We start from the raw sequence: 23,953 nt of genomic DNA, 5'->3' as shown, positions 1-23,953 counted from the left end.
AATCTCGTGTCACATCAAATCGATCTGCGCTTTACCTTCGATATCAACGGCATGGAGCTTGATGTCGTCGAGTTCAGGTTGGAAGAAGGGCTTTGCGACCTGTATCGCCTGGACCTTGAGCTGGCCAGCAGCAATCCGGCCATCGACTTTGCCAAGGTTCTGGATCAGACAGCGCTGCTGACCATCTGGCAGGGGACACAACCGGTGCGCTACGTTCACGGACTGGTGAGCGAATTCAGCCAGGGCACCACGGGCTTTCGACGCACCCGCTACCGTGCAGCCGTCGAACCCCAGTTGGCACGAACGGCCCTGTGCTCGGATTGGCGGGTTTTCCAGCAGAAGTCAGTGCCGGAAATCATACTGTTCATACTCAAGACCCACGGCATTACCGACTACGACAAAGTCATCACCCAATCACACCACGTGCCCCGCGAGTACTGTGTCCAGGCTGATGAAACCGACCTGACGTTTCTTGATCGGTTGGCCGCAGAAGAGGGTTTTTTCTATGCCTTCAGTCACTCGCCCCAAGGCCACCGGCTGATCCATGGCGATCGCCTTTACGTACATGGAGCCATCACCGGCGGTGCTGTGTTGTACAACCACCAGCCAGGAGGCGCCCAGCAGGAGCCCGCGCTACGGCGCTTCGAATACCAGGAAAAAGTCCGCACCTCGCGCCAGGTGCAGCGTGATTACACCTTCAAGCAGCCCCGCTACGAGCAGCACCAAGAGCGTGAGGCCAGCGAGCTGGAGCACCAGGACGAGTATGAACGCTACGACTATCCCGGGCGTTACAAAACCGACCAAAGCGGCAAGCCGTTTACCAACACCCGGCTTTTGGCTCTGCGTCGTGATGCCAGAACCGCAAGGGTCGAAGGCGACGACCCTCGTTTGCTGCCGGGCCTGGCCTTTGACCTGAGCGGACACCCACGCGCAGACATGAACCGTGGCTGGCGCACCGTGAGCATGGTCCATAGCGGCAAGCAGTACACCAGCCAGCAGGAAGAAAGCGCCGACGCCCAGCAGAGCACTCACTACAGCTATGTAGCGGAACTCATCCCTGACCATATCGAGTGGCGGCCCGCCTCCCCTCCCAAGCCCAGAATCGATGGCCCGCTGATTGCCACCGTGGTAGGCCCGGCCGGAGAGGAAATTTTCTGTGATGAATTCAGCAGGGTCAAAATTCAATATCCGTGGGACCGCGAAGGCAAGCACGACGACCACAGTTCCTGCTGGGTTCGCGTATCCCAGAACTGGGCGGGACAAAACTGGGGGCATATGGCGATCCCCCGGATTGGCCATGAGGTCATCGTCAGCCACCTCAATGGCGACCCGGACCAACCCATCATTACCGGACGCGCCTACCCGGCGACTCACCCCACGCCCTACAAACTGCCCCACTTCAAAACCCTGACCACCATCAAGAGCCATGAGCACAAAGGGGCTCGGGCCAACGAACTGCGGATCGACGACACCACCGGCGAGATCAGCGCGGCGCTGATGAGCGATCACGCGGCCAGCGCCTTGAACCTGGGCTACCTGACCCATCCGCGCCCCAGTGGCGGCAAACCCCGGGGCGAAGGCTTTGAGCTGCGCACTGACAGACACGGCGCGGTACGTGCCGCAGCCGGCCTGCTGCTGACCACCGAGCCTCGGCATCATGCTTCGCAGCACCACAAGGACCTCAAGGAAACCGCCCTGCGTCTGGACGTGGCAGAGAACCAGCAGGACGGTTTCGGCATCATGGCCCGAGAGGTACAAGCCCAGGAATCAGGGGATCAGGACACCGTCGCCAAAGCCCTCAAAGCGCAAAACAAAGGCATCCTCAGGGATGCTCCAGGACGAGCTGAAGCCAACGACTACCCTGAGTTCGAGGACCCTCACCTGGTGCTCGCCAGCCCGGCGGGAATCGCTTCATCCACCCCAGGTTCCACGCACATTGCCAGTGGCAAGCACCTGGCACTGAGCAGCACCGAACACACCAGCCTGTCCATCGGCAACCGGCTGCTGGCCAGCGCCAGTCGGGGCATGCGGTTGTTTGTGCAGAACATGGGCTGGCGACTGGTAGCCGCGGCAGGAAACATCGACATTCGCGCACTCAAGGACAGCATCAACCTGCTGGCCAAGCTCGATATCACTCAAACCGCCGACCGCATCACCATCACCGCCAAGACCGAGTTGGTCATCAACGGCGGCGGCAGCGCCACCGTTTACAACGCAGGAGGCATCACCCACCAGACCACTGGCCAGTACAAAGCCCATGCCGCCGACTTCAGCTACAGCGGCCCCAAAAGTCGGGCTGCGCGTTTCCCTGCACCACCCAAACCCGGCAAGGGCGAGCTTGAGCTGTTCAACAACTACACGGCCAACAGAAGAGCGGTTCAGGGCGGTAGCTTTCAGGTCGAAGATGCATTGGGAAAAATTTTCAAAGGCAACCTGGACGCCAGTGGGCACGCGCTGGTAGCGGGCGCCGCGCCAGGGCCTGCACGCGTCACATTCGGCATGGACCCCGCAGACACATGGTCCGAAGGGAGCTTCATCGGCACCCAGGACTGGCCACACACACCGCCGAACGCGGCTTCGGAACAGACCAAGACACTGATAGCACAGGCCCTGCAAGCAGCCCCCAAAGAAGGGCCGGGACAATGGGTCACCATCGACAATGACTATCATGGCACCCAGAACCTCGGCGTCATGCTGATCAACCGACTCACCTCAATGGGTGATGAAGGTCGTTTATTCGGCTCCGATGGCAAGGACTACATGAACACCACACGGGACAAAATCCAGGAGTGGCAACCACTTCCTGGGGATGCAAACAAGTGGGCCACCGACAACTCGGCCACTCATACCTATGGCGAAACCCGGAAGATCAAGCAACGTTACCTTGAAGGTGACGATCCATTGCGCGTCGAAGGCCGCTCGTGGCACTGGCAACCGGTGACCGCCGACCAAGTGTTCGAGCCCAAGGAGAAACCGTGAGCAAGCGAACAGCAACTTTCGTCTTCTGGGGATGCATGGACCTGCTTTACGTAGCTCACCATGTCTGGGCCAACCTAGCCAAGGGCCGAATCCCGATCTACGACGATGTTCTGGCATTTCAACAAGTTCAGTTGAGCGATCCCGGCCCGCTGGCCCTGCCACTGTTCAGCCTTGGACTTCTGACGATGGTTTCGATAATCGTCTCGGCCTGGCTGTTTCTCAGTGGCAGTCGTTTTGCTCGTGCACTGGCCTATGTCCAAGTGCCATTTCGACTGATTTTCGTCATGCCGTCATTGCCCTTCATCCCCTGGATTGTGCCGCTAGCGGCTACGAGCAATCCGGTGTTCGGCATCAGCCTTCTGATCCTCTGCGAAGCGCTCAAGGTCGGCACTTTGCTCTGGAGCAAAGGTGTGCAACAGCGTCAGACAGCACCGCCATAATCCTGCCCCCTCTCCTTTTTGAAACTCAGCAAGGCCGCCATCGCCAGATGGATGCGGCCAAGCCCTTCTCATCCCTTGAGTAAGCAGCATGGACAGCACCGATCAAGAACAAGCCCCTCGCGAACCCCAGATTGCCGTCGCGCCATTGAACACCATTGACGCCGCCGATGTGGGCCAAGGCGCCGCCCAATTCGACGCATGGCTACGCGCCATGAGCAATGACACTGTCACCCTGGAGCGCATACGCAGCGTTGCCGGTGCGCTGCCTGTGGTGGGCAACATCATTGCGCTGGTCGATGCATTGGGTGACATCGTCACCCTCAGCCGGGCCAGCAAGCGCGAGATGCTCGACTGGGTCAGCCTGGGGATCAACCTGATCGGCGTGCTCCCCGCACCACCGACCATGGCGGCTGCTCGCATGAGCCTGCGTCCCAGCCTGTTTCTGGTGCGTCAGGAACTCAAGGCCACCGGCAAGAGCCTGGTGGGCGATGCATTGATTGGCGTGATCCTGGCTCACCTCAACGCGACCATCGTCGGTGAAATCGACGACTTCGTGCAGCAAGCCGAGGGCAAGATCAGCGGCATCCTCAGTGATGCCGGTGAGCTCGGGCAAAATACCGTTGTCGAAATTGCCAGCGGACTCGACGCTCTGATTCAGGGAAAACTTGATGCCAAAGGAGATGCCGAGGCTGCCGCGCAGCAAATGCGTGATGCCGGCGACCAGTTGTTGCATGACCCCAAGGCCAGCATCAGCAACTTCTTCGGCGCAGTCTGGAGCGCTTACAAGGCCGTCGGCAAAGCTGCAGCAAACACCGCTGCGAAAAACCTGCTCGACGAAAAACAACGACAACTGGCACTGAGCAAAACCAGGGCGCTGCGGGAGTTCGCTCCTGAATTGCGCGAGCAGGTGGCCAGCCTGGGTGACCCCGAGACAGTCAATAGCATCGGCAACCTGCTGAAGATTCTCTCCGCATCCGTGACTGCCTGGCGTAGCCGCGGCGCCCATGGACACAGCACCAACATCAAGCCTAAAGGGACCAACGAGGCTCGGGATCAGCGCAGTGGCAACCAGCTGGAAGGGCAATCCCGGCAAGGGCCGGCCACCCAGGACCCATCCCCTCAAAAGGCCGGCACCTGCACCGGCACCTGCGGCAGCATCAGTTTTGCCATGGGCAGCGAGATCATTTCCCATACCGATTTCACCTTGCCCGGCCCCTTCCCCATCGACTGGACCCGGACTTACCGCTCCAGCCTGAGCGCGTACGACGACGATGAACTGGGCGCACGCTGGATCACCCCCTTCACCACACGCCTGGACCTGATTGGTGATGGTTTGCGCTACCACGCGGCCGATGGGCGCAGTTTCGACTACCCACTGCCCAAGGTGGGTGAGGCCCACGATGATCGAGTGGAAAACCTCACGCTGATTCGCGTCAGCGATGTTCAAATTGCCCTATGTCGCGGCTTCGATCGGCGGGAAACCTATCGCCGCGATGGCGAGCGTTTTTTGCTCGTACAAATCGAACTGCGTGGCGGTGCCGGCATGCTGCTGGGCTATGAACACCGCATGGGCAAAAAGGCTGTGCTGTCCGACTTGATGACCTATCAGGACGAGCCCGGTCAGGTGCATACCCACCTCGGCACACTGGTGAATGAAGACGGGCGCATTACTGGCTTGTGGCTGATGGGTGAAAAAGAACCCCAGCGTCGCCTGAGTCTTTATCAATACGATGTCGCCGGGGACATGATTCTCGCCCAGGACGAGAACGCCGCGACCTGGACCTACCAGTACCAGCACCACCTCATTACCCGCTACACGGACCGTAGCGGCCGCGGGATGAACTTGCGCTGGCAAGGCGAAGGCCCCGATGCTCGCGCCGTCCATGAATGGGCCGACGATGGCAGTTTCGAAACGCGCCTGGAGTGGGACCGCAATATCCGTCTGACCTACGTCACAGACGCCAATGGCCACGAAACCTGGCACTACTACGACAGCCTCGGCTACCCCTATCGTGTTCTACACCCCGATGGCCTCTCGGAATGGTTCTTCCGCGACGATGCCAAGAACGTCGTTCGTCACGTTCACACCGACGGTAGCGAGGATCGCTATGCCTATGACGAGCGAGGGGTCAACCTGCTTGAGCATACGCAAGCAGATGGCAACACCGTGCACTACGCCTGGGATGCCCAGGACCAACTGATCAAGATCAGCGACGCCGAAGGGGGTCAATGGAGCCGTGACTACGACTTGCGCGGCAACCTCACCGAGGCCGTCGATCCCCTCGGCAACAAAACCGAATACAAGTACAACCAGATGGGCCTGCCCACTGCCATTACCGATGCCAATGGCAATGAAAAAAAGCTGAAGTACAACGACAGCGGGCAGCTTACCGACTATGTCGACTGCTCCGGCAAAGCCAGCGCCTGGGAATACGATGCCCGAGGTCAACTGATCTGTTTCACCGACGCCCTGGGGCAAAAAACCAGCTACCACTATGACGCCGGCCAGTTGGCCGTCATTGTTCATCCCGACAAGACCGAGGAACGCTTTGAGCGCGATGCCGAGGGCCGGCTACTCGGTCATATCGACGCCCTGGGTCAAGCCACTTCCTGGTCCTACAGCGAAGCGGGACTGCTGACCGAACGCATCGATGCCGCCGGACAAACCCTGCGCTATCAATGGGACCGGCTCGGGCGACTGCAGCGCCTGCAAAACGAAAACGAGCAATACGCCACTTTCGTTTATGACCCGGTCGGTCGCCTGCTTAAAGAAGCAGGTTTCGACGGGCACAACACCCGCTATGAATACGCCCCTGAAACAGGCCGACTCGCCCGGACAATTGATGGCCAGCGTGTCATCAGCCTCGAGTTTGACCCCATGGGCCGACTGACCGAACGCCGGGCGAGCCTAAGCATTGACGGCGCCGACTCTTCGAAAGCCAAGGAGCAGCTTGAACGCTATGCCTACGATGGCAATGGCAACCTGCTGCTGGCCAGCAACAACGACAGCAAGTTGCAGTTCTTCCACGATGCCGCCGGCAACCTGACACGCGAGCATCAACACTACAACTGCCTGAAACAACCTCAGGTCGCGGTCTGGCAACACCAGTACGACGCCCTCAACCAGCGCATCGCCACCGTCCGCCCTGATGGCCACAAGGTCAGTTGGTTGACCTATGGCAGCGGGCACCTGCTCGGCATGCGTCTGGACGCGCATGAACTACTGGCCTACGAACGCGACGACCTGCACCGCGAAGTCGCCCGACACCAGGGCAACCAACTGCTACAGACGCAAAAGTGGGACCCGCTCGGACGTCTCCAGGAACAATGGCTGGGCAGCGGCGACGGCAAGAGCACATTGATCAAGCGTGGTTATCAATACGACGCTATCGGCCAACTGCTGCAAATCGACGACAACCGCCGCGGCTCGCTGAGCTACCAATACGACCCAGTGGGTCGCCTGCTCAGCGCAACATCGCGCCTTGGGCAAGAGACCTTTGCCTTCGACCCCGCCAGCAACCTCCTCGACCCCAAAACAGCGGATCTTCCACAACGCGGCCTGCCACGCAGCCGCTTGCTGGACAACCTGCTGCGCGAGTACGCCGGCACCCATTACCAGTACGACGATCGTGGCAACCTCGCCCAACGCCTGCGTGACGGCCAGCGCAGCCACTTCACCTGGGACCTGTTCGACCGCCTGGTGAGCTACCGCGACGACCGTCTACAAGCGAACTATGCCTACGACGCTCTGGGCCGACGTTTGTACAAACAGACCGAGGCTCACTACCAGGACCGGCCGGAGGATGGTTCCGAACTGAACCGGCTCGAGCGCCTGAAACGCAATCGCCAGTTCGATTGCGGTGTGACGCTGTACGGTTGGGATGGCGATACCCTCGCCTGGGAAAGCCGGGCACCGGACAAGGCCGGAGAAGGTGCACGCACCACCCATTACCTCTATGAACCGGGCAGTTTTGTGCCAGTGGCTCAGGCAGTGCACAAGCGATTTATTCCGCTGATCCCGGAGCCCGAATACGGAGCGTTTTACCAACAGGAAAACGACCCGCTTTGGGCCGATGCGCCAAAACCCAAGGAGATCGATGCGCTGGCCTGGTATCAGTGCGACCACCTGGGAACGCCGCACGAGCTGACGGATCAGACGGGTGATGTGGTCTGGAGTGCGCAGTACAAGGCTTGGGGTGGGATCAAAGAAGAGCGATCAAGCAACGCTTTGCAGCAAGGGATTGCCAACCCGCTCAGGTTCCAGGGGCAGTATCACGATCATGAGACGGGACTGCATTACAACCGGTATAGGTACTATGATCCGGAGGTGGGGCGGTTTGTTAGTAAGGATCCGATTGGGTATGCGGGTGGGTTGAACCTGTTTGCGTATGCGCCGAATCCTGCGGGGTGGGTGGATCCGCTAGGATTACAAAAATTAACTGAAGGAAAAGTTTATCGTTTGGGCAGTCAAACCGACTCAAACCTGACACCCAGACCAATTAAAGACACAACTACAGGGCTTTCAACAACGCTGGAGAAGCCACAAGGAAAGTTTCAGACTCTTGATGTTAAAACCTTGAATGATGGCGGGCTAGAAGTTGTAAAAGATGGAAGAAATCACGCTTCCGTTAGACCTAGCAATGACCCAGATAAGTCAAAGTTAAAAGAGTGGGCGGACACTAGGGGAACCGAGACCTTGTCTCCATACACAAAGATTGTTAAAAACTCATGCGAGTGCCTATAAAATGAATAAAGACGAATTAGCCTTTAAAAAACTTTATACAATCCGCTCACATATCCAATCAAGCAAAGTTAAATCAACCTCCATAGAGGTAAAAATTCTCGGTTTTTTTTCTAGATTTTACTTAAGCATCCTGTTAAACGAAGAGATCATCAAAAGAAAGGACTGCGATGAAATTGTTCTCGAAATCTCATCAAGTGACGGAGTACATTACAAAGTTGATATTTCTGATTCGCTAGGCTCTATTTTTTTTGAAAAGGATAAAATCATACAAGAGTTCGAATTGGTGGAAGTACTTGAGAAATGTCCTAAATTATTGATGGAAGCCATTGGGGCTTCGACAAATAGTAAGTGAGGAATTATGTGGACCATATGTTAAGTCTGGAGGGCAGGTCTTCATTTCACCATGGTCGGTCTGATAAAACGACCACTTTACATAGAGACCGCAATTGATTCATTGCGCTTTTCTTGTCGTGAGCAGCGCTATCCCAATTAGCGGTAATGTTGTGCAACCCAAACGAGATTAACTTCGTCGCAGCATAACCGGTTGGGGAGCTCCCTCGGAGCTTGATGATCCCGCGCAACTGAGCGTTGATGCTCTCGATTGCGTTGGTGGTGTAGATCAACTTTCGGACAGCGGGCGAAAAAAATTAATCACCCAATTACAGGCACGTCGCCAAACAGTAACCACCGTCAGATAACGCTATGCTTTCGGAAGAATAGTTGACACGCACGAAACTTTAAATCAATCAAAATTTGATAATTAGTACTTGCAGCTAGTTTACCGAGCGAATGATTCATCATTCCAAACACCAAGCAAACACTGATCTGAACAATTTAAACAGGCAAACAAAATAATATTCAGACCGCTATAGACTTTCACAGTGGAGATTCTGAATAACCTTCTGACGGAGTGTGTATGAAAGACATCATTCGTTTAGGCGATTCCACCACCCACGGTGGAACGGTACTTGGAGCCTTCTCCCAAACCAACCTCAATGGGAAGCCCATAGCGGGCGTTGGTCACATGGTGAGCTGCCCATTATGCAAGGGCGTATTCCCCATAGCAGAAGGCAGTAGTACCTACAGCGTGGACGGTACACCTGTAGCTCTGGACGGCATGAAAACCGCTTGTGACGCCAGCTTGATTGCGAGTGGCCCCAAGGGTTCCGTAATCAGCTAGTGCTCGTACGACCCCTCCAGCCCCGTGGCAATAATCCGGATCATCAGAAATACCCATTGTTTACTGATGACTAACACATAGAGAGCGATGGTGGCACATCACCGATCCCGGGTATTTGCCGCATGTGCACCTTCGCCTTTCGCTCACTCATCCCATTACTCCGCTTGTGCTTGCTGTCCGGATGCGTGGCACCTCAGTTCCCATCATCTTCAGCCGACATTGTTCCATTCGAAACAGTCAAGGAAGCGATCCAGAGTACCGTGCCCGTGGTCCGTTACGGACGTTACACCCTCGTCGAGCTGGTTCCAGAGCATCACCAGCGCGACCTACTGCAGCAAGTGGTGGAAGTCACTATCCCTCCCAGACTGGATGCCACCGTAGGTGATGCGCTGCAGCATATTTTGTTGTGATCCGGCTATCAGCTCTGCAACCTGAGAGGTACAAGTCCACTCGCTACCTTGCCCCTGCCAGCGGCTCACTATCGATTAGCGCCGCTGTCATTGCGCGAAGGATTGCTGACGTTGTCAGGCCCTTGTCACAGGGGGGCTCAGGAACGGGCGGTGAGTTTCTCGGAGATCTCATCCTTGATCAGCAGGCGCTTTTCCTTGAGTTTCTTCAGTTCGTCGTCTGCGGCGGCGGCTGCTTCGGCCTTGAGCACCTGGTTGTCGATGCTGGCGTACTTGTCGAACAGCGCATTCAGGTGGGGGTCACTGGCCCGACGCTGTTGAATGTCCTCTTTGCTGCAGCTCAGGTCCTGGTAAAGGTCGTGGATCACCGGCATGGAACACCTCCGTGGTTGATGGCAACAAGGGCTTCATTACGCCCCTGCCAGTGATCAGAATGGGCTTGGCGCCCCGGGTCTGTCGACCGCCAATCAGACCAGCGGTAACCGTTCGTCACGGGCCCCTGTTCTGGATCAATTTCCGGCCAGGGCCTGGGCCAGAAACGCCGCGGTACGGCTGTTGCGCTGCGTGGCCACATGCGCCGGCGTGCCGCAGGCCACCAGGGTGCCGCCCTGGTCGCCCGCGCCCGGGCCGATGTCCATGACCCAGTCGGCCTGGGCCACCAGGCGCATGTCATGCTCGACCACCACCACGCTGTGGCCCGCCTCCACCAGTTTGTCCAACTGTTCCAGCAGACGGTCCACATCCCGTGGGTGCAGGCCGGTGGTGGGTTCGTCCAGCACGTACAGGGTGGCGCCCCGGGCATTGCGTTGCAGCTCGGTGGCCAGTTTGATGCGCTGAGCCTCGCCGCCGGAGAGCTCGGTGGCCGGCTGGCCCAGGCGCAGGTAGTCCAGGCCGATGTCGCGCAGCACTTGCAAAGCGCGACGGATGCCGGGCTGTTGCGCGAACACCGGCAAGGCCTGCTCGACACTCAGTTGCAGTACCTGGGCGATGTTCAAGCCCTGCCAGGTCACGGCCAGAGTCTCGGGGTGGTAACGGGCCCCATGGCAAGTGGGGCACGGGGCGAAGACGCTGGGCATGAACAGCAACTCGACGCTGACAAAGCCTTCGCCCTCGCAGGCCGAGCAACGGCCCTTGGCCACGTTGAAGGAAAACTGTCCGGCGTCAAAGCCGCGCTCCCGGGCGGCGGGGGTGGCGGCAAACAACTTGCGCACCTGATCGAACAACCCGGTGTAGGTCGCCAGATTGGAGCGCGGGGTACGGCCGATGGGTTTCTGGTCCACCTGCACCAGGCGCTTGATCTGCTCCAGGCCGGCACTGACCCGGCCGCCGCTGCTCTGCGGTTCATCGTCTTCCAGGTCCAGCTGCGGCGCCTCCTCGCCGCCGGCCACCTTACCCAGGTGGGCCCCCACCAGTTCCAGCAGGGCCTGACTCACCAGGCTGGATTTACCGGAACCGGAAACCCCGGTCACGGCGGTGAAACAGCCCAGGGGAAACGCCGCGTCCAGGTCCTTGAGGTTATTGCGGGTGATGCCCTCCAGGCGCAGCCACTCCCGGGGCTGGCGCGGAGTACGCCGGGCCGGGGCCTGTTCGGCAAACAGATAGGCCCGGGTCTGGGAGGCTTCGACGGCTGCCAACCCGGCTGGCGGCCCGCTATACAGCACCTGGCCGCCGCGCTCCCCCGCCGCCGGGCCAACGTCCACCAGCCAGTCGGCGCGGCGCATGGTCTGCACATCGTGCTCCACCACAAACACTGAGTTGCCCGCGGCCTTGAGTCGCTGCAAGGCCTCGAACAGGGCCTGCGCGTCCGCCGGGTGCAGGCCCGCCGAAGGCTCATCCAGCACATAGATCACCCCGAACAACTGCGACCCCAATTGCGTGGCCAGGCGCAGGCGCTGCAACTCGCCGGACGACAGGGTCGGGGTGCTGCGCTCAAGGGCCAGGTAACCCAGCCCCAGGTCAGTCAGGGTGCTGACCCGTTCCAGCAGATCCTGGGCGATGCGTTGCGCGGCCAGGCGCTTCTCCAGGGACAGGTTGGGGGTATGCCGCACATCCGGCGCGCCACGGTGCTCCGGGGCACCCTGGGCATGGCGCTGCTGGCGCGCAGCCCGGGTCTGCGCCTGGCTCAGCACCTCATCACCGGCCGCCGCCTGCTCCAGGTAGTCGGCCGCCGCCACAGGCCGGAGCACCTCGGCCAGTTGCAGCAACGGCAGGCGCGACAGTTCGCCAATATCCAGCCCGGCAAAGGTCACCGCCAGCGCCTCGCGCTTGAGGCGCTTGCCTGCGCACAGCGGGCACGGGCTGCCGCGCATGAATTGCGACACGCGCTTTTTCATCAGCGCACTCTGGGTGTGGGTGAAGGTGTGCAACACGTAGCGCCGGGCACCACTGAAGGTGCCCATGTAGCTGGGCTCCTGTTTACGCTTTAGGGCTTCGCGGGTCTGCTCCGGCGTCAGCCCGGCGTACACCGGCACCGTGGGGGTTTCCTCGGTGAAGAGAATCCAGTCGCGCTGCTTTTTCGGCAGGTCGCGCCAGGGAATGTCCACGTCGTAGCCCAGGGTCACCAGGATGTCCCGCAGGTTCTGCCCCTGCCAGGCCAAGGGCCAGGAAGCCACGGCGCGCTGGCGGATGGTCAGCGAAGGGTCCGGGACCATGGTCGCTTCGTTGACCTCATACACCCGGCCCAGGCCGTGACACTCGGGGCAGGCACCCTGGGGTGTGTTCGGCGAGAAGTCCTCGGCATACAGCATCGCCTGCCCCGGCGGGTAACTGCCGGCCCGGGAATAGAGCATGCGCACCAGGCTGGACAAGGTGGTCACGCTGCCCACCGAAGAACGCGTGCTCGGCGTACCGCGCTGCTGTTGCAGGGCCACCGCCGGCGGCAGGCCGTCGATCCGGTCCACATCCGGCACCCCCACCTGATCGATCAGCCGTCGGGCATAGGGCGCCACCGATTCGAAGTAGCGGCGCTGGGCCTCGGCATACAAGGTCGAGAAGGCCAGGGACGACTTGCCCGAGCCGGACACCCCACTGAACACCACCAGGGCATCCCGGGGAATGTCCACGTCGACATTCTTCAGGTTGTGTTCGCGGGCGCCCCGCACCCGGACAAAGCCGGAACTGTGGGTGGGCAGCGTGCTCGTCAGGGGATCACGGGGGGCGTTGCGCGAAGAAGTCATGGACCTGCCTGGAGTCGAAATTCGGGAAGTGTCGCAAACGGCGCGAGCGGCGATCATCACACAACCTGCAGGTGCCGGGGCAAGTCCTGAAGCGGCGGCGCGGAAAGGACTCAGGCCCCCAGCAAGGAGCGCACCATGGCGCTCAGGTCCTCGGGGCCGTAAGGCTTGCTCAACAGATGAGTGTCCGGGCTGAGCTGATGATTGCGCGAAATCATGTCCCGGGTGTGCCCCGAGGTGAACAGCACCGCAATCGGCGGTGCCTGGGTCCTGGCCCAGGTGGCCAGATCGGTGCTCTTGATCAGACCGGGCATCACCACATCAGTGAAGATCAGATCGACCTTGAGCCCTGCCATCAGCAATTGCATGGCGGCATCGCCATTGGCCGCGGTACGCACCCAGTAGCCCTCGTGCTTGAGCATTTCCACCGCCGCACTGCGCACATCGGCGTTATCCTCCACCACCAGGATGCGTTCCTGCCCTGTTCGCCCACGCGCCGGGCAGGCCGATGCACGCTGGGCCTCCTGAGCGACACTGCGGGCGAAATACATCTGCACCCGGGTGCCTTGCCCGGGAAGGCTGAGGATGTCGATATGGCCGCCGCTCTGCTTGACGAACCCGAACACCATGCTCAGGCCCAGGCCAGTGCCATGGCCGTCGGACTTGGTGGTGAAAAACGGCTCGAAAGCCTGCTTGAGCACTTCAGGGGACATGCCGCTGCCGCTGTCGGCCACGGTCAGGCGCAGGTACTCGCCGGGGTTGATGTCCTTGCCGGTACAGAAGCTGCGGTCCAGCAGCAGATTCTCCGCGCTGATGCTGATGGTGCCCTCGCCGCCCATGGCGTCCCGGGCATTGATTGCCAGGTTGAGCACGGCGTTTTCCAACTGATTGCGATCCACATGGATGCACCAGGGTTGGTCGGGCAGTTGCACCTTGATAGCAATGGTTTCACCCAGGGCGCGCTGCAGCAGTTCACCCAGCCCCTCGTACAGATGGCGAGGGTTGTAGATCGCCGGCGACAACGGCTGGCGCCGGGCAAAGGCCAACAGTTGGGCCGACAGCTTGGCCCCGCGCTCCACCGCCGCCAGTGCGGCCCCGGTACGGCGCTGCACATTGGCGTTGTCCGGCTCATGGCGGGCCAGCAGGTGCAGGTTGCCGGAAATCACTTGCAGCAGGTTATTGAAGTCATGGGCCACGCCACCGGTGAGGCCGCCAATGGCTTCAAGCTTCTGTGCTTGACGCAACTGCTCCTCGGCGCTCAGCCGTGCATTGACCTCCTCCAGCACCCGCTGCTCAAGGTTGCGGGTCATCTGCCGCAGGTCATCTTCGGCGGCCTGCCGGCGCTGCTCGGAAATCACATGGGCGGTGGTTTCCACGACGATGGCAATGACCCCGGCCGGCGCCTGGTCGTCACCGGCCACCGGGCTGTAGTAGAGGTCCAGCCAGACGTTTTCCGGTTCGCCGTTGCGCAGCAGCACCAGTTCCTTGTTGCGGTAGGACAAGGTGCCGCCACTGAGGCAGGTGTTCATCACGCCGCGATTGAACTCGGCCACTTCCGGCCAGCCCAGCTCCACCGCGCAACCCAGCAGATAAGGGTGGCGCCCGCCAGCGAACACCGCGTAGGCATCGTTGTAGATCATGTAGCCCAGCGGCCCCCAGAGCATCACCATCGGCACCGGCGAGCCGAGCATCAGTTGCACTGTGCTGCGCAGGCTATGGCTCCAGTGCTGCAATGAACCCAGGCTGGTGACGGACCAGTCGAAGGCACGGATGCGTTCGGCCATCTCGCCTTTCCACCCCTGGCACCCGTGATGATCTGATAAGAACGGCATGAACGGACTCTACGAAAAACGTGATACAGCATGGGTTTTCAAGAGGTTGCGCACAGCCTCCAGAGCCTTTGAGCACGGCCCGGGCGGATGGTTTCACGGTTTTCAGCCCTGGACCGGAAAACCTGGACACGCCCGGTTCAACAGCACTGAAGAGACAGGATAGGCGATCCCGGCCAGTCCAGGAGGACGCCAGCAAGCGCCTCCCAGACAATGGGCGGATTGCCCGCCCGCAAGGACCTCAGTCGGTGCCGTATTTCGGCGAGCGCGGACCGTACAGCAGACCGGTGCGTTGCCCGGCCGACAGCAGGCGCTGGCTGGTGATGCCGGCGATCGGGTGCCCGGCGTCGGTGGAGGTGTTGATGATCTGCTTCACCGCTGCAGTGATCAGCATGCCCACCAGGCCGCCGCTGTTGCCGCTGTTGCCTTCCTCGCTGGAGGCGCGAGCGCTGCCGGTCCACAGGGTGGTGCCGGTTTTGAGGTCCACCAGGGTGGCGCTGGCGGTGACCACGGTCTCGCTGCTGATCAGCATGTAGCTGGTGCCATATTCCTTGACCGTGATGTACAGCCCGGCGTCGGCGCCGAAGATCTGGTTGAGCTTGGCCGGCGACAGGCCGTGGATGTCCGCTGGGTTGGTCAGGCCGTTGTGGCGGAAGGTTTCATCCACCACGGCAATCGGCATCACGTAGTAACCGGCTTCGGCCAGGGGAAAGGTCACCTGGGACAGCATGCTGTAGGTGGCCTTGACGTCCGGCGACTCATTGAGCGGCGGCAGCACCAGGATCGACTTCGGCCGGGCCTGCTTGTAGGCCGAATAGTCCACGGTCTTGGGCGCGGCGCAGCCCACCAGCAGGCTGACGCTCAACAGGCCCAGGAGGTTGCGCAAGGTGGTGAAGTTCATTGGGCGGCTCCCTGCTTGGCGTTCTTCAACAGAAAGTCCATGTACGAGGCGGACTCGGGGAACAGCGCCTTCTCGGTATTGAACTGCTGCACCATCTGGTCATCCTTGCCCAGGCCCGCATAGAGCATGCCCAGGTGGGCATGGTAACCCGGCGGCACCGCCTTGCCGGTGGACTTGATCTTCTGCAGGTCGCGCTCCAGCGCTTCGACCTGGGCCTCGCGGGCTTCCTCGCCCTTGAAGTATTCGTAGGTCTGGACCTGATAGGTTTCCCACTGGTACAGCGTCTTCGGCCCGCTGCAACCGGCCAGCAAAACGCTGCCCAGCAAGGCGCCAGCCAGCAGTGGCCGCGCGGTGATGGTCTTGAACATGCTTACGTCTCCCTGTCAGCAATATTGATCAGCGGCCGGGTTTCCAGGCCCCGGTATCGATGGCTTCGACCATGCGGTTGACCGCCTCGCGCATGGCCAGGTCCAGCACCTTGCCGTTGAGGGTCGAGTCGTAGGAAGCGGTGCCGCCAAAACCGATCACTTCACGGTTGGACAGGGCATACTCGCCGGCACCCTGGGTGGAATACACCACTTCGGAAGTGCTGATATTGACGATGTTCAACGCCACCTTGGCGTAGGCCACCTGGGTCTTGCCGCGGCCGAGAATACCGAACAGCTGGTGGTCGCCGGTTTCCTTGCGGCCGAACTCGGTGACGTCGCCGGTGACCACAAAATCCGCGCCCTTGAGTTTCTGCGCCTGGCCCTTGATCGCCGCTTCCTGCTGGATCTCGCCCATGTTGTCGCGGTCCAGCACGTTGAAACGGTTGGTCTGCTGCAGGTGGGTGATGAGGATGGTCTTGGCCTGACCGCCGAGGCGGTCGACGCCGTCGGAGAAAATCCCGCGCATGTAGCTGGAACGGTTATCGAACTTGCCCACCGCCATCGGCACCCGGGCCCCGGTCCACACCTGGCTGGCGCTCTGGACCTTTTCCACCGGCAAGGCGCGGGAGCTTTCAGTGGCGCAACCGCTCATGCCCGTCAGCACCGCCAGTGCTGCAGCGGACAACATCAACTTCGAGATCACTCTCACTCTAGGTTCCTTTTTGAGTATCCATTTGGGTGCACCATGTAGATGCACTTTCGCCCTGCCGTAAGTCTCTGGCCCCAGTCTGTGCGGGCTCGAAAAGCATCGGCGGGACGTTCTGAAACTTGATGCAGGGGGCATCATCGGCGGCGATTATGCCAAAGCGCCATCAGGCCGAAAAGGAATAAAAAATCATTAGCGTCCACCTGTGATCGCTCGCAAAACCTCGGGCCGGGATCTGTGTCGCCGCTGCCGCAGACTGCGAACGGCTCCGCAGGAGACGCAAAGTCCTGAGATCGCTAGAGGCTCGGCGGCAGATCGCCAAGCAAGGCCCTGCGGGCCTTTGCGCAGCCTCGCCAAAGCTCGGCAGCGGCTACAGGCCAATGCCGAGCCAGGCTTTTGTAGCCGCTGCCGCAGGCTGCGAACGGCTCCGCAGGAGACGCAAAGTCTTGAGACCGCTAGAGGTCCGGCGGCAGATCGCCAAGCAAGGCCCTGCGGACCTTTGCGCAGCCTCGCCAAAGCTCGGCAGCGGCTACAGGCCAGTGCAGAGCCAGGCTTTTGTAGCCGCTGCCGCAGGCTGCGAACGGCTTGGGCGGCATTCCGACGTAGGAGACGCAAAAGTCCTGAGACCGCTAGAGACTCGGCGGCAGTCAGCGAAAGTCCCGACTGCGCACGCTGATGCCATCCAGCAACGGGCTCAGATCCGTCAGGCGCCCGGCAATCAGGTGGCGCACTTCACCCACGGTTTCCAGGGTGCCGTCGACCTTAAGCAACTGCGAACCCACCAGTATCCGACGCTGGTGTTCGGCCAGGTCGCGCCAGACCACTACATTGACGTTGCCGAACTCATCTTCCAGGGTGACGAAGGTCACCCCGCTGGCAGTGCCCGGGCGCTGGCGTCCGGTGACCAGCCCGGCCACGCTCACCGAACGCCCGTGCTCCACCTCCAGCAGTTCCCGGGAACTGCGGCAGCGCCGGGCCTTGAGCTGCGCGCGCAGCAGCGCCAAAGGATGGGGCCCCAGGGTGGTGCCGAGGCTGTGGTAATCGGCCTGCAAGTCTTCGCCGACGCTGGGCCGGGGCAGGTTCACCGGGGCCTCCTCCTGGCGTGGCAGCTCGGCGAACAACCCCAGTTGCTTCTCCACCCCGGCCACTTCCCAGCGCGCCCGGTAGCGATCCCCGGCCAGCGCCCGCAAGGCGCCGGCATCCGCCAGCAGCTCCTGGGCGCGGACATCCAGCCGGGCGCGCTCGGCCAGGTCGGCAATATCGACAAAGACCCGCTGCCGGCGTGCGCTCTCGATGCGTTGGCCGTCCTCCTGGCGAAAGCCCTTGATCATGCGCAGCCCCAGGCGCACGGCAGGCTGCCCGGACAGGCCCTTTTCAGCGCGTCCGGGTTGGGCAGGGAGCGGCTCCAGGCTGCAGTCCCAGTCACTGGCGCTCACATCCACCGGCAGGATCTGCAGACCATGACGCCGAGCGTCCTGGAGGATCTGGTCCGGACTGTAGAAGCCCATCGGCCAGCTGTTGATCAGGGCGCAGGCGAAGGCCGCCGGTTCGTGGCACTTGAGCCAGCAACTGGCGTAGGTCAGCAAGGCAAAACTGGCGGCATGGGATTCGGGAAAGCCATAGCTGCCAAAGCCCTTGATCTGCTCGAAGATCTGCGCCGCGAACTCGTCGCTGTAACCGTTCTTGCGCATGCCTTTGCGCAGCCGTTCGCGGTGCGGCTCCAGGCCGCCATGGCGCTTCCAGGCGGCCATGGAACGGCGCAACTGGTCGGCCTCCCCCGGGGTGTAGTCGGCAGCAACAATGGCGATCTGCATCACCTGCTCCTGAAACAGCGGCACGCCCAGAGTTCGCTTGAGCACCGCTTCCAACTTCGGCGACGGATACGTCTCCGGCTCTTCACGGTTACGCCGACGCAGGTAGGGATGCACCATGCCACCCTGGATCGGCCCGGGGCGGACGATGGCCACCTCGATCACCAGGTCATAGAAGTTCTGCGGCTTGAGCCGGGGCAGCATCGACATCTGCGCCCGGGACTCGATCTGGAACACGCCAATGGTGTCGGCGCGGCCGATCATCTGGTAAGTGGCCGGGTCTTCGGCCGGAATGCTGGTGAGGCTGTAGCGCTGGCCGCGGTAGCCATGGATGAGGTCGAAGCAACGGCGGATGGCGCTGAGCATGCCCAGGGCCAGAATGTCCACCTTGAGTAGGCCGACCATGTCCAGGTCGTCCTTGTCCCACTGGATCACCGTGCGCTCGGCCATCGTCGCGTTTTCCACTGGCACCAGATGGTCCAGGGGCTGCTCGGAAATCACGAAGCCACCGGGGTGCTGGGACAGGTGCCGGGGAAAGCCGATCAACTGCCCGGTCAGGCTCAGGACCCGGCGTAGCACCGGGCTCTCGGGATCGAACCCAGCCTCCTGCAGTCGCTCGACACTGGGCGGCGTATCGCTCCAATGGCCGCAGCAGTCGGCCAGGGCATTGACCTGATCCGGCGGCAGGCCCAGGGCCTTGGCCACATCGCGCACCGCCCCGGCGCCGTGGTAGGTGCTGACCACGGCGGTCAGCGCCGCGCGATGCCGGCCGTAACGCTGGAACACGTACTGCAGCACCTCTTCGCGGCGCTCGTGCTCGAAATCGACGTCGATGTCCGGCGGCTCGTTGCGTTCCCTGGACAGGAAGCGCTCGAACAACAGGGTCGAGCGGTCCGGATCGATCTCGGTGATACCGAGGGCGAAACACACCACCGAGTTGGCCGCCGAACCCCGGCCCTGGCAGAGAATGTGCTGGCGCCGGGCAAAATCGACGATGTCGTGCACGGTGAGGAAATAACTCTCGTAGCCCAGGTCGCAAATCAGCGTGAGCTCCTTGTCGATCTGCTTCAGCACCTCGGCCCGAGCCCCGGCCGGCCAGCGGCGCAGAATGCCGCGCTGGGTCAGCACCCGCAGCCAGGACCCGGCGTCATGCCCCTCGGGCACCAGCTCCCGGGGATATTGGTAGCGCAGTTGGCCGAGGTCGAAAGCGCAACGCCCGGCGATGGTCAGCGACTCGTCGAGCAGGGTTTGGGGATACAGCCCTTGCAGCACTTCGATGGGCCGCAGGTGACGCTCGCCATTGGCGAACAGGCGCTGCCCGGCCTCGGCCACCGGCAGGTGATGGCGGATCGCGGTCATGGTGTCCTGCAGCGCCCGGCGCCCGCGCACATGCATGTGCACATCGCCACAGGCCACGGCCGGCAGCCCCCATTGCGCGGCCAGGGCCAGCCGCTGTTGCAGGCGCTGGGCATCGTCCTGGCCGCAATGCAGTTCCAGCGCCAGCCACAGGCGCTCGGGGAATATCTGGCGCAGCCAGTGGCCGTGGTCCGGCGCCGGGCCATCGTCCGCCAGCCACAGGGCCAGCAGCCCCGGCAGCGGTTCGGCAAAGTCTTCGCGCAGCAGGCGATAGCGGCCCTTCTCGGCCCGGCGCCGGGCCCGGGTGATCAACCGGCACAGGCCCTGGTAACCCGCCAGGTCCTCCACCAGCAGCACCAGGCGCGGGCCGTCCTCGACCTGCATTTCGCTGCCGATGATCAGCTTGAGGCCAGTATCGCGTGAGGCCTGCCAGGCCCGGACAATCCCCGCCAGGGTGCATTCATCAGTGATCGCCAGGGCCTGATAGTCCAGGGCCTTGGCGCGCTGGAACAGTTCCTGGGCACTGGAAGCACCACGCTGGAAACTGAAGTTGGACAGGCAGTGCAGCTCGGCGTAGGCGCTCATGCGAACCAGCCTTGCAGCAGCAAGGGCCCGGGCTCGCCGACCTGACGATAGGCCCAGCCCTGCTGGCCGGCGCAGGTTTCGATCAGGTAATAGTCGCGGCGCACGTCGGCGCCGTCCCACCAGCCGGACTCGATGCGCTCCGGGCCTATGAGAATCCGCACGCTGCCTTCGTTCAGGGCCTGGGGTTCAGTGAACAGCCAGCCAGGACGGCGCAATCCGGGGCTGGCCGGACAGGGGTGCGGATCAGTCTGGGGCTGCCAACTGCGCTCCGGCCGGTGATCGGCGCGATGCCCCAGGCCCTGCACCGCGTCATCCCCCAGGCGGGCCCGCAGGCGTTCGCGCAACTGCTCCCAGGGCAGGTTCTGCTGCGGACGCGGATCGAACAGTTCAGTGTGCTGGGGCACGAACAGCGGCAAGTCCTCGGCCACCAGCCGCAGGTTGCGCACCGGCGCCGGCACCTGGATCTGCTCCAGACGCCCGCGGGCCAGTTCAAACAGCATCGCCGGATCGCGCTCGGCACTGAGCAGCCCCACCGGGATCAGGGTGTCGGCGCCTTCGGCATGTTCCAGGTGCAGGGCGAAACGCTGCACGCCGCTGTCGCGGCCACAGAGAAAGGCCGCCAGATCGGCGGTCAGCCGGCGCAAGGGGAACAGCAGCGCCTGATGGGACAGCACATCGAAATTCAGCTCGATGCGCAGGTCGAAACGATCCGGCGGCTGATAGAACGCCAGCCCCAGCGGACGCTCGCCGAGCAAGGTGTCCAGGTGCTTGAGCAAGCGGCCGTCAAAACGCCGGGCCAGGCTGGACCGGGGCAGCTCGCGCAGTTGCTCGAAGCTGCGCACCCCCATGCGCGACAGGGCCGTGGCCTGCTCCGGGGCCAGGCCCAGGCGCTCGATGGGCATGGCTCCCAAGGCCTGGACCAGGGCCGCGCAGTCGGCCACCGCCAAGCCGTCATAGGCATTGGCCAGGACCCGGGCCGCCGCCGGGTTGGGCGCGGCGACGATGCGATGACGAAAGCCCAGGGCCTGCAACTCCCGGCGCAGGCGCGCCTCCAACTGCGGCCAGGGGCCGAACAGGCCCAGGCTGGACTCGATCTCCAGCACCAGGGTACGGGGGTAGGCAACGCTGACCTGGGAGCTGAAACCGTAGGCCCAGGCGGCCAGAAACTGCTGCCAGTGCTCGATCTGCTGCGGGTCGTATTCGGCGCTGGCAAAAGCCTTGGTCAGGGCCTGGGCAGCGGTCAGCGATTGCCCGGGGCGCAGGCCCAGCTCGCGGGCGGCGCCGTTCACCGCCTGGATCACTCGACGCTGCGGGGTGCCACTGAGCAGCGCCAGGGGCGCCTCGGGTTCGGCGCGCTGACGCAACACCGCGTCCAGCGCCAATTGCGGGAACAGAATGCACACCCAACGCATGCCAACCTCAGTGCCCGGCGGGCCAGGCAATAGGCGCCGGATGGGCCAGTCCGCCCCGGCACTTGAGCACCTGCAACTGCACAGGGCGGCCCTGCACGCTGATCCTCAAGGCCGCCGGTGACGGGTTGTGCGCGGCGTCCAGGGGCCGGTAGGCGAAGGCCAGGGTCTGGCCGCTTTCCGCCGCCACCTGCAAGCGCCGCAGGGCGCGGTCGTCGACCTGTTGCGGCCAGCACAGCACCGCGCCGCAACTGCCGGAACGCAGGCATTGCTCGGCGGCCCACAGGGCATCGCGCTCCCCGGCCTGGATGATCGACAGCTGGCGCACATCCACCCCGGCGTTCTGCCAGGCCTGGGGATAGGGCACGAACGGTGGCGCCACCAGCACCACCCGCTCCCCCGCTACGGTCAGCCGCGCCAGGCTCGGCCACAGCAACTGCAGCTCGCCCAGGCCCTGGGCGGCGATGAGGATTTCCGTCAGCGCCGCCTCCGGCCAGCCGCCCGTGGGCAGCACCGCATCCAAAGCAGCATGCCCCGTCGGGTGCAGGCTGACCGGCGCAGACGCCGGGCGGCCTTTCCACACCCGTCCGCCATTGAACAGGGTATCCAGTGCGACCACGGCGCCCATCAGCCTGGCCTCACCAGACCGCAGAACACACCTTCGATAAACAGTTCGTGGTCGTCGGTAACCTCGATCGGCTGATAGGCCGGGTTGCGCGGCAACAGGCGAATGCCCTGCCCCTTGCGCTCGAAACGCTTGATGGTGACCTCGCCGTCCAGGCGGGCGATCACCGTCTGGCCGTTGCGCACCTCACTGCTGCGGCGCACCGCCACCAGATCGCCGTCGAGGATGCCGTCATCGATCATCGAATCGCCCTGGACCCGCAGCAGGTAATCCGGAGTGCGGGAGAACATCCCCGGGTCCAGCCACAACTGACCGTGTATTTCGGCATCGACGCCAATCGGCGCACCGGCGGCCACCCGCCCCAGCACCGGGATCTCCAGCAGCTCCGGGCGCCGCGGCTGATTGAGCAGGCGAATGCCCCGGGCCTGATGGGGGTTGACCTCGATAAACCCGGCCTCGGTCAGCGCCAGCACATGCTTGCGCGCCACGCTGCGCGAGGCGAAACCAAAAGCCTCGCTGATTTCAGCGAGGCTCGGGGGCTGGCCGTGATCGGCGATGCGTTCGCGGATAAAGGTCAGGATGGCACTGCGGCGGGGGGATAAAGTCGTCATGGAGTACATTTGTACTCCTCTCGGATTTATCTGACAAGAACCGCCAATCAGTCCTGCCAGGAAACCAGCGTAGAAGTCGATGAACGCCCGCAGCCAGCGGTCGTCAAGCACCCTTCACGGCTGAATCCGGCCGCCAGCCAACGTCCTTCCTCACACGCCCAGCCCAGGAGCACGACATGCCAACGCGAAACGTTGTCCTCACCGCCCACCAAGAGCAGCTCATCAACAACCTGGTCAAATCCGGTCGCTATCAGAACGCCAGCGAGGTCATGCGCGAAGGTTTGCGTCTGCTGGAACAACGGATTGCCGAGGACGCGGCGAAAATCGAGGCATTGCGCCAAGCCACTGCGATCGGTATCGCGGACCTGCAACAAGGACGCTTCAGCCAGGTGCGGGAAGAAAACCTGCAGCAATACCTGGATGAGCTGGGACGGGAAGCGGTCGCCACGGATCAAGAGCAACACTGAGAGGGTCCAGTAGCGGATCTCCAATGCAGCCCGAACCGACATCGTCGACGCACTGCGGTTTTCCCAAAGACACTTTGGCGAAGCGGCCCAGGTCCGCTATCAGGCCTTGATCCTGCGAGCCCTGCACGATCTCGCCAGCAACCCACAGCACGTTGGCAACCATGAGCGTGACGACATCGCAACGGGCCTTCGCAGCTACCACCTGTTTATCCCCGCCAACACTCCCGGCACCCTCAAGCCCAGGTCAAGAAACCACGACATGTCCTGTTTTATCGAGTGATCGATGAGAGCCTGATCGAAGTGGTCAGGTTGCTGCATGACGCCATGGACGTTCAGTTGCACCTGCCTGCCCAATGATCGGC

Annotated in this window: 16 protein-coding genes and 2 pseudogenes; 7 read left to right on the top strand and 11 right to left on the bottom strand. The window is 62.2% G+C overall.

Annotated elements, in window-relative coordinates; genetic code table 11:
• The first annotated feature begins 6 nt into the window (after positions 1-6).
• The 4 genes from PQT43_RS10440 (at position 7) to PQT43_RS10425 (ending at position 8,515) form a co-directional block, all read left to right on the top strand.
• Positions 7-2,979, top strand: a complete 2,973-nt coding sequence (locus PQT43_RS10440; RefSeq protein WP_267268484.1) for a type VI secretion system Vgr family protein — start codon at positions 7-9, stop codon at positions 2,977-2,979.
• Positions 2,976-3,419: an arginine:ornithine antiporter gene (locus tag PQT43_RS10435; RefSeq protein WP_123394515.1), complete on the top strand. Its 444-nt coding sequence runs from the start codon at positions 2,976-2,978 to the stop codon at positions 3,417-3,419. The genes PQT43_RS10440 and PQT43_RS10435 overlap by 4 nt, the downstream gene beginning before the upstream one ends.
• 88 nt (positions 3,420-3,507) lie before the next feature.
• Positions 3,508-8,163, top strand: coding sequence for an RHS repeat-associated core domain-containing protein (locus PQT43_RS10430; RefSeq protein ID WP_267268485.1), 4,656 nt, complete (start codon positions 3,508-3,510; stop codon positions 8,161-8,163).
• A gap of 1 nt (position 8,164) precedes the next feature.
• Complete coding sequence (locus tag PQT43_RS10425; protein ID WP_102881579.1) at positions 8,165-8,515, top strand: hypothetical protein; 351 nt, start codon at positions 8,165-8,167, stop codon at positions 8,513-8,515.
• A gap of 41 nt (positions 8,516-8,556) precedes the next feature.
• Here the strand turns inward: PQT43_RS10425 and PQT43_RS10420 are convergent.
• A pseudogene (locus PQT43_RS10420) lies at positions 8,557-8,863 on the bottom strand (transposase); the annotation flags it as partial.
• A 216-nt stretch (positions 8,864-9,079) separates the two neighbouring features.
• On the opposite strand from PQT43_RS10420, the gene PQT43_RS10415 reads away from it, so the two are divergent.
• Positions 9,080-9,343, top strand: coding sequence for a PAAR domain-containing protein (locus PQT43_RS10415; RefSeq protein WP_272753820.1), 264 nt, complete (start codon positions 9,080-9,082; stop codon positions 9,341-9,343).
• A gap of 547 nt (positions 9,344-9,890) precedes the next feature.
• On the opposite strand, the gene PQT43_RS10405 is transcribed toward PQT43_RS10415, so the two are convergent.
• The 10 genes from PQT43_RS10405 to lexA all read right to left on the bottom strand — a co-directional run bounded on the left by PQT43_RS10405 (position 9,891) and on the right by lexA (position 23,133).
• Complete coding sequence (locus tag PQT43_RS10405; RefSeq protein ID WP_102881581.1) at positions 9,891-10,124, bottom strand: DUF465 domain-containing protein; 234 nt, start codon at positions 10,122-10,124, stop codon at positions 9,891-9,893.
• A 135-nt stretch (positions 10,125-10,259) separates the two neighbouring features.
• Positions 10,260-12,926: an excinuclease ABC subunit UvrA gene (locus PQT43_RS10400; RefSeq protein WP_267268486.1), complete on the bottom strand. Its 2,667-nt coding sequence runs from the start codon at positions 12,924-12,926 to the stop codon at positions 10,260-10,262.
• Positions 12,927-13,036: 110 nt separating this feature from the next.
• Complete coding sequence (locus tag PQT43_RS10395; RefSeq protein ID WP_267268487.1) at positions 13,037-14,755, bottom strand: ATP-binding protein; 1,719 nt, start codon at positions 14,753-14,755, stop codon at positions 13,037-13,039.
• A gap of 238 nt (positions 14,756-14,993) precedes the next feature.
• Positions 14,994-15,653 (bottom strand): DUF799 domain-containing protein, encoded by a 660-nt coding sequence (locus PQT43_RS10390; RefSeq protein WP_102864846.1) that lies wholly within the window; start codon positions 15,651-15,653, stop codon positions 14,994-14,996.
• Positions 15,650-16,021 carry a DUF4810 domain-containing protein gene (locus PQT43_RS10385; protein WP_272753818.1) on the bottom strand — a complete coding sequence of 124 codons (372 nt, stop codon included), beginning with the start codon at positions 16,019-16,021 and terminating at the stop codon, positions 15,650-15,652. Before PQT43_RS10385 ends, PQT43_RS10390 begins: the two co-directional genes overlap by 4 nt.
• Positions 16,022-16,049: 28 nt before the next feature.
• Positions 16,050-16,709: a CsgG/HfaB family protein gene (locus PQT43_RS10380; RefSeq protein WP_110596672.1), complete on the bottom strand. Its 660-nt coding sequence runs from the start codon at positions 16,707-16,709 to the stop codon at positions 16,050-16,052.
• A gap of 665 nt (positions 16,710-17,374) precedes the next feature.
• Positions 17,375-20,479, bottom strand: a complete 3,105-nt coding sequence (locus PQT43_RS10375; RefSeq protein ID WP_272753817.1) for an error-prone DNA polymerase — start codon at positions 20,477-20,479, stop codon at positions 17,375-17,377.
• Entirely contained in the window at positions 20,476-21,891 is a 1,416-nt protein-coding gene (locus PQT43_RS10370) for a Y-family DNA polymerase (protein ID WP_272753816.1), read from the bottom strand. Before PQT43_RS10370 ends, PQT43_RS10375 begins: the two co-directional genes overlap by 4 nt.
• 7 nt (positions 21,892-21,898) lie before the next feature.
• Positions 21,899-22,516: a translesion DNA synthesis-associated protein ImuA gene (gene imuA, locus PQT43_RS10365; protein ID WP_253085884.1), complete on the bottom strand. Its 618-nt coding sequence runs from the start codon at positions 22,514-22,516 to the stop codon at positions 21,899-21,901.
• Positions 22,516-23,133: a transcriptional repressor LexA gene (gene lexA / locus PQT43_RS10360; protein ID WP_102881589.1), complete on the bottom strand. Its 618-nt coding sequence runs from the start codon at positions 23,131-23,133 to the stop codon at positions 22,516-22,518. The genes imuA and lexA overlap by 1 nt, the downstream gene beginning before the upstream one ends.
• A 167-nt stretch (positions 23,134-23,300) precedes the next feature.
• On the opposite strand from lexA, the gene PQT43_RS10355 reads away from it, so the two are divergent.
• Together PQT43_RS10355 and PQT43_RS10350 are read left to right on the top strand one after the other, a co-directional pair.
• The gene (locus PQT43_RS10355) at positions 23,301-23,591 is read left to right on the top strand and encodes a type II toxin-antitoxin system ParD family antitoxin (RefSeq protein ID WP_253085883.1); all 291 of its coding nucleotides are present in this window, start codon (positions 23,301-23,303) and stop codon (positions 23,589-23,591) included.
• A gap of 16 nt (positions 23,592-23,607) precedes the next feature.
• Positions 23,608-23,948: pseudogene (locus PQT43_RS10350) on the top strand (type II toxin-antitoxin system RelE/ParE family toxin).
• The last annotated feature ends 5 nt before the right edge of the window (positions 23,949-23,953 follow it).

Source organism: Pseudomonas sp. BLCC-B112, assembly GCF_028550695.1.
GTDB lineage: Bacteria > Pseudomonadota > Gammaproteobacteria > Pseudomonadales > Pseudomonadaceae > Aquipseudomonas > Aquipseudomonas danubii.
Note: the sequence above shows the minus strand (reverse complement) of the source record. Positions and strands in the feature narration are given on the sequence as shown.

Excerpts from the sequence above, each read along its gene's own strand:
- PQT43_RS10430 (WP_267268485.1), top strand. The coding sequence starts at position 3,508 with ATGGACAGCACCGATCAAGAACAAGCCCCTCGCGAACCCCAGATTGCC.
- PQT43_RS10425 (WP_102881579.1), top strand. The coding sequence starts at position 8,165 with ATGAATAAAGACGAATTAGCCTTTAAAAAACTTTATACAATCCGCTCA.
- PQT43_RS10415 (WP_272753820.1), top strand. The coding sequence starts at position 9,080 with ATGAAAGACATCATTCGTTTAGGCGATTCCACCACCCACGGTGGAACG.
- PQT43_RS10405 (WP_102881581.1), bottom strand. The coding sequence starts at position 10,124 with ATGCCGGTGATCCACGACCTTTACCAGGACCTGAGCTGCAGCAAAGAG.
- PQT43_RS10400 (WP_267268486.1), bottom strand. The coding sequence starts at position 12,926 with ATGACTTCTTCGCGCAACGCCCCCCGTGATCCCCTGACGAGCACGCTG.
- PQT43_RS10395 (WP_267268487.1), bottom strand. The coding sequence starts at position 14,755 with ATGCCGTTCTTATCAGATCATCACGGGTGCCAGGGGTGGAAAGGCGAG.
- PQT43_RS10390 (WP_102864846.1), bottom strand. The coding sequence starts at position 15,653 with ATGAACTTCACCACCTTGCGCAACCTCCTGGGCCTGTTGAGCGTCAGC.
- PQT43_RS10385 (WP_272753818.1), bottom strand. The coding sequence starts at position 16,021 with ATGTTCAAGACCATCACCGCGCGGCCACTGCTGGCTGGCGCCTTGCTG.
- PQT43_RS10380 (WP_110596672.1), bottom strand. The coding sequence starts at position 16,709 with ATGTTGTCCGCTGCAGCACTGGCGGTGCTGACGGGCATGAGCGGTTGC.
- PQT43_RS10375 (WP_272753817.1), bottom strand. The coding sequence starts at position 20,479 with ATGAGCGCCTACGCCGAGCTGCACTGCCTGTCCAACTTCAGTTTCCAG.
- PQT43_RS10370 (WP_272753816.1), bottom strand. The coding sequence starts at position 21,891 with ATGCGTTGGGTGTGCATTCTGTTCCCGCAATTGGCGCTGGACGCGGTG.
- imuA (WP_253085884.1), bottom strand. The coding sequence starts at position 22,516 with ATGGGCGCCGTGGTCGCACTGGATACCCTGTTCAATGGCGGACGGGTG.
- lexA (WP_102881589.1), bottom strand. The coding sequence starts at position 23,133 with ATGTACTCCATGACGACTTTATCCCCCCGCCGCAGTGCCATCCTGACC.
- PQT43_RS10355 (WP_253085883.1), top strand. The coding sequence starts at position 23,301 with ATGCCAACGCGAAACGTTGTCCTCACCGCCCACCAAGAGCAGCTCATC.